The sequence below is a fragment of the Saccharomonospora saliphila YIM 90502 genome, assembly GCF_000383795.1.
In the GTDB taxonomy this organism is placed as follows: Bacteria; Actinomycetota; Actinomycetes; order Mycobacteriales; family Pseudonocardiaceae; genus Saccharomonospora; species Saccharomonospora saliphila.
Genome location: NZ_KB912681.1, coordinates 64075 through 79479, shown reverse-complemented (window position 1 = coordinate 79479; position 15405 = coordinate 64075). Strand labels below are relative to the sequence as shown.

The following is a 15405-nucleotide window of genomic DNA, read 5'->3' as shown; positions in this document are numbered from 1 at the left end:
GAGGCGCCCGGACCCGTCGGCGACAGGCGGGTCGTGACCCTGCCGCCGCCGGACCGGGCGGCGGAGGCCGAGTGGGGCGGGGCGCTTCCACCACCGCCCCCGTCGGTGCACACGGTGTTCGGCTCGGGCGGCACCACGGGGACACCGAAGCTGATCAGCCACCGCGGGATCTACGAGGGCATGGCGCACATCGTCACACCCGACCCGGCCGGGCCACGGCGGGTGCTGGTCGTGGCTCCGCTGTCGCACCTGTCGGGGCACTGCGCCGCGCTGGGCGCTCTGCTCTGCGGCGACACCGTGTTCCCGCACCCGGGGTTCACGCACCAGCCGGGGTTCACGCCCTGCCCGGGCCGGACCACGGCGGGGCCCGGGTCCACCGCCGGCACACGCCCGGAGGACGTCGTCGGCACGCCGTCGAAGGGGGCCTTCGACGCGGGCGCGGTGCTGCGCACGATCGAGCGGCATCGCATCACGCATGTCTCGCTCACCCCGCCCCGGCTGGCCGCTTTGCTCGACCACCCCGCCCTGGCCGCCACCGACGTCTCCAGCCTGCGCCGGGTCTCGCTCGGCGCGGCGCCCCTGTCCCGGGCCAGGCTGCGGCAGGCCCTCGACACGTTCGGACCCGTCGTCGGCCAGGGCTACGGACTCACCGAGGCGCCGGTGATCGCGAGCATCGACGCGCACGACTACCCGGGCCATCCGCGGCGCCTCGGCTCGGTCGGGCGGATCGTGCCCGGGATGGAGGCCAGGATCGCCGACGACGGCGAGGTGCTCGTGCGTGGACTCGCGCTGATGGAGGGCTACCACCGCGCACCGGAGGCGACCGCCCTGGCACTGTCCTGCGGCTGGCTGCGCACAGGTGACCTCGGTGAGTTCGACGCCGACGGCTACCTGTACTTGCACGGGCGCGCCGACGACGTCATCGTCACCGGCGAACACGGCACGAAGGTGCACCCGGCCGTGGTCGAGGACGCGCTGGAGGCACACCCGGCCGTGCGGCAGGCCGCCGTGGTCGGCATCCCGGGCGCCGACGGCGACGTCCTGCACGCCGTCGTGGTCGCGGCCGACGGACCGACGGCCGACCACCTCCGCGACCACGTCCGCGCCCAGCTCGACGGCGAGCACTTCGTCCCGCGTTCGGTGACCTTCGCCACGGCCCTGCCGCTCACCCCGGTCGGCAAGATCGACCGGGCCGCCGTGCGGGCCGCCGCGTCACCGTGACGGACCCCGTCGCGCAGAACACGACCTCATCGCGGCGCGCGACGCGGGCACGACGGCTCCGCATCGAACGGCACCGCACCGAGCGGCACCGCGGTCAGGCGAGCGGTTCGACGATGCCCGCACGGGCCTCGGGGGCCGCCGAACGGCGTTCGTCGGCGGCCTCGTCGTCCGGCTGGGACTGCGAGGCGCGTTCGGCCTCCACCCGCGCCCGGTACACCTCCACCTCGCGGGCGCGCGTCTCGGACGACCAGCTCAGCACCTCCGCCATCAACCCGGCGACCTCCTCGGCGCAGTCCACCCCGCGGTGCGGATACTCGATCGAGATCCGCGTCCGCCGGGCCAGCACGTCCTCGAGGTGCAGCGCACCCTCGTGTGAGGCCGCGTAGGTCACCTCCACCCGCAAGTAGTCGGGCGCGGCGTCGATCGGCTTGAGCAGGTCCGGTCGGCCGTCGGCCTCGGCGAGCACCTCGTGCACCAGCGACCCGTACCGGTCCAGCAGGTGCCGCACCCGATACGGATGCAGCCCGTGCCGGGCGCCGATCTGGTCGGCCTGGTTCACCAGCGCGTGGTAGCCGTCGGCGCCGACCAGCGGCACCTGGTCGGTGATGGACGGCCGCACGCGGCCGGGCAGATCGACCGCGGCCGCGTCCACCGCGTCCGCCGCCATCACCCGGTAGGTGGTGTACTTGCCGCCCGCGATGGCGTGGAAACCCGGCGCCACGCGGGCCACCGCGTGCTCGCGCGACAGCTTCGACGTCTCCTCGCTCTCCCCGGCCAGCAGCGGGCGCAGTCCGGCGTAGACGCCCTCGATGTCGTCATGGGTCAGCGGCCGGGCGAGGACCTCGTTGACGTGGTCGAGGATGTAGTCGATGTCGTGCCGGGTCGCCGCGGGATGGGCCAGATCGAGGTGCCAGTCGGTGTCCGTCGTGCCCAGAATCCAGTGGTTGCGCCACGGGATGACGAACAGCACCGACTTCTCCGTGCGCAGGATCAGGCCGGTTTCGGAGACGATGCGATCGCGCGGCACGACGATGTGCACGCCCTTACTGGACCGCACCCGGAACCGGCCGCGGCTGCCCGAGGCGTGCTGCAACTCGTCCGTCCACACCCCCGTGCAGTTGACCACGGCCGCCGACGCCACGTCGGTCTCCTCGCCCGTCTCGACGTCGCGTACCCGCACGCCGGAGACGCGGTCGGCCTCGCGCAGGAAATCCACCACCTGTGTGGACGTGCGCACCACGGCGCCGTAGTGCGCGGCCGTGCGGGCCACGGTCATCGTGTGCCGCGCGTCGTCGGCCTGCGCGTCGAAGTACCGGATGCCGCCGACCAGGGCGTCCCGCTTCAACGCGGGCACCATCCGCAGCGCACCCGCCCTCGTCAGGTGTTTCTGCCCCGGCACCGAGCGCGCCCCGCCCATGGTGTCGTAGAGCAACAGCCCCGCGGCGGTGTACGGGCGTTCCCACACCCGGTGGGTCAGCGGATAGACGAAACTGACCGGCTTGACCAGATGCGGCGCGATCCGCGTGAGCATCAGCTCTCGCTCGCGCAGCGCCTCCCGCACCAGTCCGAACTCCAGTTGCTCAAGGTAACGCAGGCCGCCGTGGAAGAGTTTGCTCGACCGGCTCGAGGTGCCCGCGGCGAGGTCCCGCGCCTCGACCAGCGCGACCCGCAGGCCCCGGGTGGCGGCGTCGAGCGCGGTGCCGGCCCCCACGACACCACCTCCGATCACCACGAGATCGAAGTTCTCCTCGCCGAGCCGTTTCCACGAGTCCTCGCGGGCGGCCGGTCCCATCGACACAGTCACGTGTTCCCTCCTCGGCACGAGTTCACCGGGCGGACGCCGGCGCCGTCCACGCCCGTTCCAGCATCCCACGGTCGGGCGTGATCAGGGCGCCGGGAGAACGCGGAGGAGTCATCGGGTGACCGCCGGGGTACTACCCCACCCGGATCACCGAACAAACCCGCACAGGGGCCGCACAGTGCCGCTGTTCGACCGATGCGACCCGATCGGTGCCGTGGGACGATGAGCGTCTGTGGCAACGGGGCCGCTCTCGCGTGGAGGGTGACATGAGCTCAAGCGCTTCGCGGAGTCAAGCCGGAGGCTGGACACGCATCCGGCAGACCACCGGCGGCGAGTTGATGGCCGAGTTCCTCGGCACCGCCGTGCTGATTCTCTTCGGTTGCGGGTCGGTCGCCGTCGCCGTCGCGGGCCTGCCCGGCTCCGGACGGCAGTTCGACGACTTCGGACCGGGAAACTGGCTCATCATCGCGTTCGGATGGGCCCTTGCCGTCGTGTTCGGCGTGTACGTCGCGGGCGGGGTCAGCGGCGCGCACATCAACCCGGCGGTGACGCTGGCCTTCGCGGTCCGGCGCAAGTTCCCCTGGATCAAGGTCGTGCCCTACTGGATCGCCCAGACACTGGGCGCGTTCGCGGGCGCGGCCGTGGTCTACGCCGTCTACAACGACGCCATCGAGGCCTTCAACCAGACCGAGCAACTCGCCAGAGACGAATCAATACCCACGTTCTCCATCTTCGCGACCTTCCCCGCGGAGTACTTCGGCGGAGGCTCGTGGGGTCCGCTGCTCGACCAGATCGTCGGCACGGCACTGCTGGTCGGCATCATCGCGGCACTGATCGACAACCGGAACCAGGCGCCGCTGGCCAACTTCGCACCATGGGTGATCGGGTTCGTGGTCGGCGCGATCGGACTCAGCTTCGGCACGAACGCGGGCTACGCGATCAACCCGGCCCGCGACTTCGGGCCCCGGTTCTTCACGTGGCTGGCCGGGTGGGGCGAGACAGCCCTTCCGGGCGCGGGCGACTGGTTCAGCAACTACTGGTGGATCCCGATCGCGGGCCCGCTCATCGGTGGCGTGGTCGGCATCGTGATCTACGACCTCCTCATCGGCCAGGTACTGGCCGCGCGGGAGCTGCCGGAAGGCATGGAGAAGCCCCCGCCGGGCCGGGTCCCGGAGTCGACCGAGGAGTGAGGCGCGCGAGCCGGATCGCCCGCGCGCACTGGAAAGTCCAGGAAGGAGCGAGGCATGGCCTCCTACATCGCCGCCATCGACCAGGGGACCACGTCCACCCGGACGATGATCTTCGATCACTCCGGGCAGGTGGTGGCATCCGACCAGCGCGAGCACCGGCAGATCTTCCCGGAGGCCGGCTGGGTCGAGCACGACGCCGAGGAGATCTGGGCGAACACACGCGCCACGGCCGCGGGCGCCCTCGCCGCGGGCGATCTGACCGCCTCGGACATCGCCGCCGTCGGCATCACCAACCAGCGGGAGACGACCCTGGTCTGGGACCGCAACACCGGCAAGCCCGTCTACAACGCGATCGTGTGGCAGGACACCCGCACCGACCGCATCATCACCGAACTCGGTGCGCTCGGCGGCGGGCAGGAGCGCTATCGCCCCCGCACCGGTCTGCCGCTGGCGACCTACTTCTCCGGCCCGAAGATCAAATGGATTCTGGACAACGTGGAGGGCGTCCGCGAACGCGCCGAAGCCGGCGACCTGATGTTCGGCAACATGGACACCTGGGTGCTGTGGAACATGACCGGCGGGACCAACGGCGGCATCCACGTCACCGACCCCACCAACGCCTCGCGCACGCTGCTGATGGACCTCGACACGCTGTCGTGGGACGCCGACATCGCGGCGGACATGGGCATCCCGATGTCGATGCTGCCCGAGATCCGGTCGTCGTCGGAGACCTACGGCATCACCCGGGAGCGCGGCGTCCTCGGCGGGGTGCCGATCGCGGGCATCCTCGGCGACCAGCAGGCCGCGACGTTCGGGCAGGCGTGCCTGACGGTGGGCGAGGCGAAGAACACCTACGGCACCGGCAACTTCGTGCTGCTCAACACCGGCACCGACAAGGTGATGTCGGAGAACGGGCTGCTCACCACCGTCTGCTACAAGATCGGCTCGAATGACGCCGTGTACGCGCTCGAAGGCGCGATCGCGGTCACCGGTTCGCTCGTGCAGTGGCTGCGGGACAACCTCAACATGATCACCTCGGCGGCCGAGATCGAGGACTACGCCCGCACGGTGAACGACAACGGCGGCGCGTACTTCGTGCCCGCGTTCTCGGGCCTGTTCGCGCCGTACTGGCGCTCCGACGCGCGCGGCGCCATCGTGGGCCTGACCCGGTACGTCAACAAGGGACACCTCGCCCGCGCGGTGCTGGAAGCCACGGCGTTCCAGAGCCGCGAGGTCATCGACGCCATGAACGCCGACTCCGGCGTTCCGCTCAAGACGCTCAAGGTGGACGGCGGCATGGTCGTCAACGACCTGCTGATGCAGTTCCAGGCGGACATCCTGGGCGTGTCGGTGATCCGGCCGAAGGTCAGCGAGACCACCGCGCTCGGCGCGGCCTACGCGGCGGGCCTCGCCGTCGGCTTCTGGGGCGGCGAGGAGGACATCCGTGCCAACTGGGCCGAGGACAAGCGGTGGGAGCCGTCCATGGACGACTCCCGCAGGCAACGCGAGTACCGCAACTGGAAGAAGGCGGTCACCAAGACCTTCGGCTGGGTCGAGACCGAAGACTGACCCGCCGCGCGGTGTGGTGCGGTGCCGGGGCGTGTTCCGCGCGCCCCGGCACCGCACCGACACGTGGGGCCGACGGCCGTCAGGCGCCCGCCAGTTCGGGTTCCGCCGTGACCGAGAGCAGCGCGAAGGACACGCCCTGGTTGTCGGCGACCATGCAGTAGCGCCCGTACGGCGTGTCCGAGGGGTCGGAGATCGTGCTGCCACCGAGCCGGGAGACCTGGTCGACGGCCGAATCGGTGTCGGCGACGCCGAAGTAGGTCATCCAGTGCGGCGGCACGTCCGCGGGGACCTCCGGCGGCAACAGCCCGAGCCCGCCGACCACCCGGCCGTCGCGCAGCATCGTGGCATAGGTGTACTGGTCGTCGGACATGTCGTCGAACTCGTAGCCGAACACGGCGGCGTAGAACTCCCGCGCGGTCTCGAAGTCGCGGACCATGCACTCGTTCCAGAGCATGGCCGACGGCACGTTCGTCAGTCGTGCGCCGATGGTGTCGCGCGCCTGCCACAGGCCGAAGGCCGCACCCGCCGGGTCGGAGGCCACCGCCATCCGGCCCGCCGTCATCACGTCCATCGGCGGCACGATCAGGCTGCCCCCGGCTTCGGTCACGGCCCCCGTCGTGCGGTCCACGTCCGAGGTCGCGAGGTAGGTCGTCCACACGGCGGGAACGTCCTGTTCCGGTGGTATCCCGCCGATCCCGGCGACGGTGCGCCCGTCGACCGAGCACATGAGGTAGTTGCCCGCCTCGTCTCCCAGATCGGTGAAGTCCCAGCCGAACAGGGCCCCGTAGAAGTCCATCGCCATCCGGGGGTCGGGCACCATCAGATCAGCCCAGCACGGTGTCCCGTCCGGCCAGGCGGTGTCACGGACCGTCATCGCTACGCTCCCTGGTTGTCCCATCCGTGACGCCCGTACGGCGCCACGTGCTGGGACTACCCAGCCGCGCGGCCGTCACCCGATGGACGCGCTCCCGGGATCTGGCCCGTCGGCGACGACACCCTCGTGGGCGTCAGTCCAGGTCGTCGTGGCGCATGAGCTGGCGGCCCGCCTCGGTGATCGAGCCGGACAGCGACGGGTACACCGAGAAGGTCAACGCCAGGTTGTCCACGGTGAGCTGGTTCTGCACCGCGAGGGCGATCGGCAGGATCAACTCGCTCGCGGTGGGGGCGACCACCACGCCACCCACCACGACACCCGTCGCGGGGCGGCAGAACAGCTTCACGAACCCGTGCCGCAGGCCCTCCATTTTCGCCCGGGGGTTCGTGGACAGCGGCAGCATGATCGTCCGCGCCGGGACCTCGCCGGAGTCCACCGCCTGCTGGCTGACTCCCACGGTGGCGATCTCCGGGTGGGTGAAGACGTTCGCGGCGACGGTGCGCAACCGGATCGGGCTCACGCCCTCGCCGAGCGCGTGCCACATGGCCGTGCGGCCCTGCATGCTGGCCACCGACGCCAGCATCAGCATCCCCGTGCAGTCCCCCGCCGCGTACACCCCCGGTGCACTGGTGCGGGAGACGCGGTCGACGCTGATGAAGCCGCCGGGGCCCGGCTCGATCCCCACCCGGTCGAGCCCGATGTCACCGGTGTTGGGCACCGAGCCGACCGTCATCAGCGCGTGGCTGGCCTCGATCCGCCTACCGTCGGTGAGGTGGATGAGCACTCCGTCGCCCGTGCGTTCCACGCGGTCGGCCCGGGCGTGCTTGACCACGGTGGAGCCGCGCTGCGAGAAGACCTCTTCCAGCACGGCGGCGGCGTCGGCGTCCTCGTGCGGCAGCACCCGGTCGCGGCTGGAGACGACGGTGACCTTGATCCCCATCTCGGTGTAGGCCGAGGCGAACTCGGCGCCGGTCACGCCCGAACCGATCACGGCCAGGTGTTCGGGCAGCTCGGGCAGGCTGTAGAGCTGGCGCCAGTCGAGGATGCGCTCACCGTCGGGCACCGCGCCGGGCAGCACCCGAGGGGTCGCGCCGGTGGCGATGAGCACCACATCGGCGTCGAGGATCTCCTCCTCGCCGTGCGCGCCGGTAACCCCGATCTTGTGGGTGGCCAGGCCCGGCTCGGCGTCCCGGAACCGGGCCGTCCCCGCGACCACGCGCACGCCCTCGCGCTGGACCCGCGCCCGGATGTCGGCCGATTGCGCCAGGGCGAGGCCGCGGACCCGGCCGTGGACCTTGGGCAGGTCGACGTGCGGCGTGGCGACCTGGATGCCCAGTTCGGGAAACCCGTGCAGACCCGCGCGCGCGCCGGAGGTGGCGATGAACGTCTTCGAGGGGACACAGTCGTAGAGCACACACGCCCCGCCGAGCCCGTCGCGTTCCACCACGGTGACCTCGGCCCCGTGCTGCGCGGCGACCAGGGCCGCCTCGTAGCCTGCGGGTCCGCCGCCCATGATCACGATTCTGGTCAACTCGGCTCCCTCCTCGCGGTGTGCCCACACAACTCTACGAGGCGACACGCGGACTGCGTCCTTTCGGGTGAGCCGGTGGTCGTTACCCTGGGGGCGTGCCCCTGTATGCCGCGTACGGGTCCAACATGGACCCCGCTCAGATGACGGAGCGAGCCCCGCACTCCCCCATGGCGGGTACCGGCTGGCTGGAAGGCTGGCGGCTCACCTTCGGCGGGGAGGACCTGAACTGGGAGGGCGCGCTCGCGACCATCGTCGAGGACCCCGGCTCCCGCGTCTTCGTCGTGCTCTACGACGTCACGCAGGTGGACGAGTCGCACCTGGACAAGTGGGAAGGCGGGGAGCTGGGCCTGCACACCAAGATCCGGTTACGGGTGCAGACCATGGACGGCTCGGTGCTGGCCTGGCTCTACGTGCTCGACGCCTATGAGGGCGGCCTGCCCTCGGCGCGCTACCTCGGCGTCCTCGCCGACGCGGCGGAGGCGGCGGGCGCCCCGGCCGACTACGTCGACGACCTCCGCACCCGCCCCTGCAAACGAATCGGCCCCTGACACCCCCGCGAGCCGCCCCTCCCAGCCCGCGAGTTGCCCCTCACAGCCCGCGAGTTGCCCCTTGCGGTCGGCGAGTTGCCCCTCACGGCCCGCGAGTCGCCCCTCACGGTCGGCGATTCGCCCCGTGCGGTGGACAGACCACGACGCCGGAACGCGTCCTCCACCTCGGCCAGCAACCGACCCGGTGCCGCCAGATCCTCCGCCCGCGCCCGGATCACCGTCCAGCCGCGCCTGCGCAGGTCCTCGTCCCGCGCCGCGTCGGCCTCCCGGCGTGCCTCGTGCCACTGGTAGCCGTCGTACTCCACCGCGATCCGCGCCTGCGGCCACGCGAAGTCGAGCCGGTAGAGCACGACGCCCCTGCTGTCGAGGACGCGGAACTGCTGCTCGGGTATCGGAAACCCGCCCGTGACGAGCTCGAGAAGCGTCCAGCTCTCCGCCGGAGACTCGGCGAGTCCGGATGCCAGATGCAGCAGCGACAGCGCCTGCCGACGACCACGGGGATCGGCGCGTTGCCCTATCCGGTCGCGCACCGAATGCCGGAAGTCCTCGCGCAGGGTCTCGTCGTCGAACAGGCCCAGCACCTCGTCCGCGCAGGCCATGGCCGCCCGCCGCGTGCCACGGCAGAGCACCTCAGCGAGCGCCACGTCGAGCACCAGAACCCGCAGGCCGGCGACCTTCACGACGTCGTCGTCGCTGATTTGACCCTGATGTGTGACAACTCCGCCATGCCGGTAGACCTTGCGTTCGTACGGCACGCGCAGATGGATCGGTGCCGAATCGGCGGCGGCACACCCGTGCACGGCCAGGGCACTGTGCCCCGCCAGCACCGCCGTGGGGCCGACCGTGAGCAACGCCGCCGCTCGGGTCAGGAAATCCGTGGCGCGGCGAGGTTCGACGAGGACGGCCCGTGACCAGCGGTTCAGTGTGCCCTCGCGCAGTGCGTCGCGCACACGGCGCGGCCCCAGCGCAGCGGTGAGTTCGGTGCGGAGATGGGCCCCGTGCAGGCCCTGTGGGAGTGCGGTCATGCCCTCACCCTGACGCGGCCGAATACGCACGGAAAGCCCGTATCCACAGACCTGTGGACAACTCCGGGCCCTGTGGACAACCTCGATCCGGCCCGGGCCGCTCAACGAGCCGCGCCCGGAAGGGGCTGCTCGCGCGCCCGGGAGGGGCAAACTCGCGGTCCTGGGGAGGCAACTCGCCGGACCGGAAGGGGCAACTCGCGGGCTTGTAAGGGCAACTCGCCGGGCCGGGAGGGGCAACTCGCGGGGTGGGGGTGGGCCCGGGGTCAGGACAGGGCGGCCAGGGCGGTGTGGGTGAGGACGCGGATACCGGTGAGCAGGGCTCGCTCGTCGAGCTGGAAGGTCGGCTGGTGCAGGTCGCGCATCGGCCCTTCGCCCGGCCACACGCCGAGGCGGGCGAACGCTCCGGGCACGTGCTCCAGGTACCAGCCGAAGTCCTCACCACCGGAGGACTGCTCGGTGCCCACGAGTGCCTCGGCCCCCAGAGCCGCCTCCACCCCCGCGCGCAGCAGCTCGGTGCTCTCCCGGCCGCTGACCACCGGCGGCACGCCCCGCTGGTAGTGCAGCTCGTGCCCGGCCCCGGTGGGCGCCAGCAGGGCCTGCACCGACGACTCGACCAGCGGCTCCAGCATCGTCCAGGTCTCGTGGTCGGCGGTGCGCAGCGTGCCACGCAGCAGGCCCTCCTGCGGCACCGCGTTGGCCGCCTCCCCGGCGTGCACCGCCCCCCACACCAGGACCGTGCCCGAGCGGGGGTCGACCCGGCGCGAGAGCACCGAGGGCAGCGCGGTGATGACGGTGCCGAGCGCGTGGACGAGATCCGCCGTCAGGTGCGGGCGCGAGGTGTGCCCGCCGGGCGAGGTCAGGCGCAGCTCGATCAGATCCGCCGCCGAGGTCAGCGCCCCGATGCGGGTGCCGACCGTGCCGACCGGCAGTCGCGGGTCGCAGTGCAGTCCGAAGATCCGGTCGACGCCGTCGAGCACGCCCGCGTCGATGGCGTCGAGCGCACCGCCGGGCATGACCTCCTCGGCGGGCTGGAAGATCAGGCGCACGCGCCCGGGCAGCTCGGACGCGGTCGCGAGCGCCAGCCCGGTCGCGAGCAGCACGGTGGTGTGCGCGTCGTGACCGCACGCGTGGGCGACACCGTCCACGGTCGAAGCGAACGGCAGGCCCGAGGCCTCGGTCAGCGGCAGCGCGTCCAGGTCGGCGCGCAGCGCCACACAGCGCGAGCCGCTGCCCACATCGCAGACCAGGCCCGTGCCACCGGGCAGCGTCCACGGCTTCAGCCCGGCCGAGCGCAGTGACCTGCTCACCAACTCGGTGGTGCCGTACTCGCGGCGCGCGAGCTCCGGGTTGGCGTGGATGTGCCTGCGCCAGCTCACGACATCGGCGGCGTGCTCGGCGAGCCACTCGTCGAGCCAGCCCGGGCCACGTCCCCGCCCCAGGTCGCCCACGGGCACCCCGGATTCCGCGAGCAGCACATCGGCCGAGGAGACGGGCTCGTGGTCCGGCTCCCCGGACAGCTCGGGTCGCGAGTCGAGAACGGTCACACCGCACCTCCGCACGCACCCAGCGCGGCGCTCTCGGGCAGCTCCGGCGTCCGCTGGTTCGTCATCCGCTGATTGGTCATCCGCTGCTTGGTCACTGCCGTACGCATTTGCTCTCAGTTTGACATCAACCAGCGTAGGCGTAACACGGATGTCCTAGCGGAGAGACGGAAGGTAGCCCATTTGCGCTAAACGGTGACACTCAGTTCGGTCACGCTGGTGCTCCCGTGCGCTCATCCGCTGTTCCGCTTCTTCTGGCGGTACCACCGGCCGTAGGCCACGATCCCCAGCAGCACGGCCGCGGCGATACCGACGACGAGCTTGCTGTTGTCGTCCGCCTGCTCGGCCTCGGTCGTCGAGTCGATCTCTGGCCCGGAGTCCTGATCGCCGTCCGGTTCGGTGGTCTCCCCCTGTGCCGCGGTGAGCACGACGGCCCTGTCCCGGGCGGCGCCGGCGTCCGTGGTGGGCCCCACGGCCGCGATTCCGAGCACGACGACGAACACACTGAGCACAACCGCATAGACACGCACGGCGACAGTGTGCCTTCTCGCCCGGCGCCGCGTCAGTCCCCGTGTGCTCCCGGCGCGCCGAACGCCGCGAGGATGCGCTCGGCCGCGAGCGTGGCCGTGCTGCGTCCGTCCCGCACGTCGGCCTCCACCTCGTCGACGATGGCGCGCACACCCGGGTCGGCCGACAACCGGTCCAGAAGCTGGTCCCGCACCATCGCCCAGGTCCAGTCGACCTGCTGACGGCGTCGCTTGGCGGTCAGCTCGCCGGTCGACTCCAGTGTGTCGCGGTGCCTGCCGAGCTGCCGCCACACCGTGTCCAGTCCGGCTCCGGTGAGCCCGCTACAGGTCAGCACGGGCGGAGTCCACGCGGCCTCGGGACCGTAGATCATGCGCAGTGCCCCGGAGAGCTCGCGCGCCGCCGAGCGCGCGGCCCGCTCGTGCTCGCCGTCGGCCTTGTTCACCGCGATCACGTCGGCGAGTTCCAGCACGCCCTTCTTGATGCCCTGGAGCTGGTCGCCGGTGCGCGCCAGCGTGAGGAAGAGGAACGAGTCCACCATGTTGGCGACCGCGACCTCCGACTGGCCGACCCCGACGGTCTCGACCAGCACCACGTCGTAGCCCGCGGCCTCCATCAGCACGACGGTCTCCCGCGTCGCCCGCGCGACCCCGCCCAGCGTGCCGGAGGTCGGCGAGGGCCGGATGAACGCGGACGGGTCCACGGCCAGCCGGGCCATCCGGGTCTTGTCCCCGAGGATGCTGCCGCCGGTGCGCGTGGACGACGGGTCCACGGCCAGCACGGCCACCCTGTGTCCCCGCTCGGTCAGTCCCGTGCCGAGCTGGTCGATGAAGGTCGACTTGCCCACCCCGGGCACCCCGGTGATCCCGACCCGCGCGGAGCCGCCCGCGTCCGGCAGCAACGTCACCAGCAGCTTCTGGGCCAACGCACGGTGATCGGGGCGGTGCGACTCGACCAGCGTGATGGCCCTGGCCAGCGTGCCCCGGTCGCCACGCCGGATGCCGTCGGCGTAGTCGGCGACGTCGAGCGTGGCGGCCATGCCTACGCGTCCCGTGCGTCGAGCTGGTCGAGCAACCCGAGCGCGGCCTCGGCGATCACGGTGCCCGGCCCGAAGACCGCCACCGCACCGGCCTCGTGCAGTGCGGCGTGGTCCTGGGGCGGGATGACGCCGCCGCAGACGACGAGGATGTCCGGCCTGCCCAGCGCGGCCAGCTCGTCCCGCAACGCGGGCACCAGCGACAGGTGTCCCGCGGCCAGCGACGACACCCCGACCACGTGCACGTCGGACTCCACCGCCTGGCGCGCCACCTCGGCGGGAGTGGAGAACAGCGGGCCGACGTCCACGTCGAACCCGATGTCGGCGAACGCGGTCGCGATCACCTTCTGGCCCCGGTCGTGACCGTCCTGGCCCATCTTGGCCACCAGGATGCGCGGCCTGCGCCCCTCGTTCTCGGCGAAGGCCTCGGCCCGCCGCCGCGCGGTGTCCACGGCCGTCGACTCGCCCACCTCGTCGCGGTACACACCCGAGAGGGTACGAATCTGTCCCGAGTGGCGTCCCCACACCGCCTCGAGCGCCTCGGAGATTTCCCCGACCGTGGCCTTGGCGCGGGCGGCGTCGATGGCCAGCTCGAGCAGGTTGCCCTCTCCCTCGGCGCCCGCCGTGAGCCTGCGCAGGGCGTCGGCGGTGGCCTGCTCGTCCCGCTCGGCGCGCAGCCTGCGCAGCTTGTCGAGCTGTTCGGCGCGCACCTGCTCGTTGTCGATCCGGAGCACGTCGAGTCCGTCGTCGACGTCCTCCGCGCCGACGCGGTAGGTGTTCACGCCGATCACCGGCTGCCTGCCCGAGTCGATACGCGCCTGCGTGCGCGCGGCGGCCTCCTCGATGCGCAGCTTCGGAATGCCCGCGTCGATGGCCTTGGCCATGCCACCCGCGTTCTCGATCTCCTCGAGGTGACCCCACGCGCGCAGCGCGAGGTCGTGGGTGAGCCGCTCGACGTAGGCGCTGCCGCCCCACGGATCGATCACCCGCGTCGTGCCGGACTCCTGTTGCAGCAGCAGTTGGGTGTTGCGGGCGATCCGCGCGCTGGTGTCGGTGGGCAACGCGAGCGCCTCGTCCAGGGCGTTGGTGTGCAGCGACTGCGTGTGGCCCTGGGTCGCGGCCATGGCCTCGACACAGGTGCGGACCACGTTGTTGTAGACGTCCTGCGCGGTCAGCGACCAGCCCGAGGTCTGGCTGTGCGTACGCAGGCTCAGCGACTTGTCGTCGCGGGGCCCGAACGGCTTGACCAGCTTCGCCCACAGCAGCCGGGCCGCCCGCAGCTTGGCGACCTCGGTGAAGAAGTTCATGCCGATGGCCCAGAAGAACGAAAGCCGGGGCGCGAAGGCGTCGATGTCGAGCCCGGCGTCGAGCCCGGCACGGACGTACTCGACCCCGTCGGCCAGCGTGTAGGCCAGCTCCAGGTCGGCGGTGGCCCCGGCCTCCTGCATGTGGTAGCCGGAGATCGAGATCGAGTTGAACTTCGGCATGCGCCGCGAGGTGTAGGCGAAGATGTCGGAGATGATCCGCATCGACGGCTGCGGCGGGTAGATGTAGGTGTTGCGGACCATGAACTCCTTGAGGATGTCGTTCTGGATGGTCCCCGCGAGCTGCTCCGGTGAGACGCCCTGCTCCTCGGCGGCCACGACGTAGAGCGCCAGCACCGGCAGCACCGCGCCGTTCATGGTCATCGACACGCTCATCCGCTCCAGCGGGATGCCGTCGAAGAGCTGGCGCATGTCGTAGATCGAGTCGATCGCCACCCCGGCCATGCCGACATCGCCTGCCACGCGCGGGTGGTCGGAGTCGTAGCCGCGATGGGTGGCCAGGTCGAACGCCACCGAGAGGCCCTTCTGCCCCGCGGCGAGGTTGCGCCGGTAGAAGGCGTTCGACTCGGTCGCCGTGGAGAATCCCGCGTACTGGCGGATGGTCCACGGCTGGTTGGTGTACATCGTCGGGTACGGCCCGCGCAGGTACGGCGGGATGCCGGGGTAGGTGCGCAGGAAATCGAGCCCGGCGGTGTCCTCGCTGGTGTAGAGGGGCTTGACGGCGATGCCCTCCGGCGTGGTGCGGGTGAGCGCGTCGACGCCCTTGCCGGTGGCCGCGTGCAGGGCCTCGGCCCAGTCGGAGCGGCTCGCGGGCCGCGGTGTGCCCAGTTCGATGTCGGTGAAGTCGGGAATGCTCATCGGGCGACTCCGAGGGTGTCGAGGAGGCCGGACAGGACGGCGAGCGCGTCGCATCCGGCGTGCACGTAGTCGGACACTCCCGCGTACTCGGCCGGTTTCCCGGCGAGCAGCACGGTGGTGGCCCCCGCCTCGCGCAGCGCGGCGGCGACCGCGTCGGCCCGCTCGGCGTAGGCGCGGTCGCTGCCGCACAGGCAGGCGACGGTGCTGCCGCTGTCCCGGAACGCGGCGACGAGGTCGTCGGCCGCATCGGTCTCGCCCGCCTCCACCGGCTCGATGCCGCCCGCGCGCAGCAGGTTCGCCGCGAACGTCGCGCGGGCGGTGTGCTCGGCGAGCGGCCCCAACGTGGCCAGGAACGCCCGGG

At 71.6% G+C, this 15405-nt stretch carries 12 protein-coding genes and 1 pseudogene; 4 read left to right on the top strand and 9 right to left on the bottom strand.

The features are described from left to right. Positions 1 to 1221, top strand: a 1221-nt coding sequence (locus tag SACSA_RS22945) for a class I adenylate-forming enzyme family protein (protein WP_019816500.1), incomplete at its 5' end; no start/stop codon positions are given. Between the two features lie 94 nt (positions 1222 to 1315). Here SACSA_RS22945 and SACSA_RS0113820 read toward each other — a convergent pair. Beyond that, entirely contained in the window at positions 1316 to 3013 is a 1698-nt protein-coding gene (locus SACSA_RS0113820; protein WP_019816499.1) for a glycerol-3-phosphate dehydrogenase/oxidase, read from the bottom strand. Positions 3014 to 3288: 275 nt separating this feature from the next. On the opposite strand from SACSA_RS0113820, the gene SACSA_RS0113815 reads away from it, so the two are divergent. Together SACSA_RS0113815 and glpK are read left to right on the top strand one after the other, a co-directional pair. Continuing rightward, entirely contained in the window at positions 3289 to 4212 is a 924-nt protein-coding gene (locus SACSA_RS0113815; protein WP_028661862.1) for an MIP/aquaporin family protein, read from the top strand. A gap of 54 nt (positions 4213 to 4266) precedes the next feature. Beyond that, positions 4267 to 5781 carry a glycerol kinase GlpK gene (glpK, locus tag SACSA_RS0113810; RefSeq protein ID WP_019816497.1) on the top strand — a complete coding sequence of 505 codons (1515 nt, stop codon included), beginning with the start codon at positions 4267 to 4269 and terminating at the stop codon, positions 5779 to 5781. A 79-nt stretch (positions 5782 to 5860) separates the two neighbouring features. Here the strand turns inward: glpK and SACSA_RS0113805 are convergent, their stop codons facing one another. Both SACSA_RS0113805 and SACSA_RS0113800 read right to left on the bottom strand, forming a co-directional pair. Beyond that, the gene (locus tag SACSA_RS0113805) at positions 5861 to 6655 is read right to left on the bottom strand and encodes a VOC family protein (RefSeq protein WP_019816496.1); all 795 of its coding nucleotides are present in this window, start codon (positions 6653 to 6655) and stop codon (positions 5861 to 5863) included. A 133-nt stretch (positions 6656 to 6788) separates the two neighbouring features. Continuing rightward, complete coding sequence (locus tag SACSA_RS0113800; protein ID WP_028661861.1) at positions 6789 to 8186, bottom strand: NAD(P)H-quinone dehydrogenase; 1398 nt, start codon at positions 8184 to 8186, stop codon at positions 6789 to 6791. Between the two features lie 95 nt (positions 8187 to 8281). Between SACSA_RS0113800 and SACSA_RS0113795 the strand changes: the two genes are divergently transcribed. Further along, complete coding sequence (locus SACSA_RS0113795) at positions 8282 to 8734, top strand: gamma-glutamylcyclotransferase (RefSeq protein WP_083940251.1); 453 nt, start codon at positions 8282 to 8284, stop codon at positions 8732 to 8734. Here the strand turns inward: SACSA_RS0113795 and SACSA_RS22940 are convergent. The 6 genes and pseudogenes from SACSA_RS22940 to SACSA_RS22935 form a co-directional block, all read right to left on the bottom strand. Next, a complete protein-coding gene (locus tag SACSA_RS22940; protein ID WP_019816493.1) occupies positions 8686 to 9759 on the bottom strand; it encodes an endonuclease domain-containing protein in 1074 nt (357 codons plus the stop codon). The genes SACSA_RS0113795 and SACSA_RS22940 overlap by 49 nt on opposite strands. 263 nt (positions 9760 to 10022) lie before the next feature. Then, entirely contained in the window at positions 10023 to 11303 is a 1281-nt protein-coding gene (locus tag SACSA_RS0113785; RefSeq protein ID WP_019816492.1) for a M20 family metallopeptidase, read from the bottom strand. A 230-nt stretch (positions 11304 to 11533) separates the two neighbouring features. Continuing rightward, positions 11534 to 11830: a hypothetical protein gene (locus tag SACSA_RS0113775; protein WP_028661859.1), complete on the bottom strand. Its 297-nt coding sequence runs from the start codon at positions 11828 to 11830 to the stop codon at positions 11534 to 11536. 32 nt (positions 11831 to 11862) lie between these two features. Continuing rightward, the gene (gene meaB, locus SACSA_RS0113770; RefSeq protein ID WP_019816489.1) at positions 11863 to 12864 is read right to left on the bottom strand and encodes a methylmalonyl Co-A mutase-associated GTPase MeaB; all 1002 of its coding nucleotides are present in this window, start codon (positions 12862 to 12864) and stop codon (positions 11863 to 11865) included. Between the two features lie 2 nt (positions 12865 to 12866). Then, on the bottom strand, positions 12867 to 15044 hold the full coding sequence (scpA, locus tag SACSA_RS0113765; RefSeq protein ID WP_019816488.1) for a methylmalonyl-CoA mutase: 2178 nt from the start codon (positions 15042 to 15044) through the stop codon (positions 12867 to 12869). Continuing rightward, positions 15041 to 15405, bottom strand: a pseudogene (locus SACSA_RS22935) (methylmalonyl-CoA mutase); the annotation flags it as partial. The pseudogene SACSA_RS22935 and the gene scpA, both read right to left, overlap by 4 nt.

Bases quoted from the DNA above. Each gene is read 5' to 3' on its own strand.
- SACSA_RS0113820 (WP_019816499.1), bottom strand. From the start codon at position 3,013: ATGGGACCGGCCGCCCGCGAGGACTCGTGGAAACGGCTCGGCGAGGAG.
- SACSA_RS0113815 (WP_028661862.1), top strand. From the start codon at position 3,289: ATGAGCTCAAGCGCTTCGCGGAGTCAAGCCGGAGGCTGGACACGCATC.
- glpK (WP_019816497.1), top strand. From the start codon at position 4,267: ATGGCCTCCTACATCGCCGCCATCGACCAGGGGACCACGTCCACCCGG.
- SACSA_RS0113805 (WP_019816496.1), bottom strand. From the start codon at position 6,655: ATGACGGTCCGTGACACCGCCTGGCCGGACGGGACACCGTGCTGGGCT.
- SACSA_RS22940 (WP_019816493.1), bottom strand. From the start codon at position 9,759: ATGACCGCACTCCCACAGGGCCTGCACGGGGCCCATCTCCGCACCGAA.
- meaB (WP_019816489.1), bottom strand. From the start codon at position 12,864: ATGGCCGCCACGCTCGACGTCGCCGACTACGCCGACGGCATCCGGCGT.
- scpA (WP_019816488.1), bottom strand. From the start codon at position 15,044: ATGAGCATTCCCGACTTCACCGACATCGAACTGGGCACACCGCGGCCC.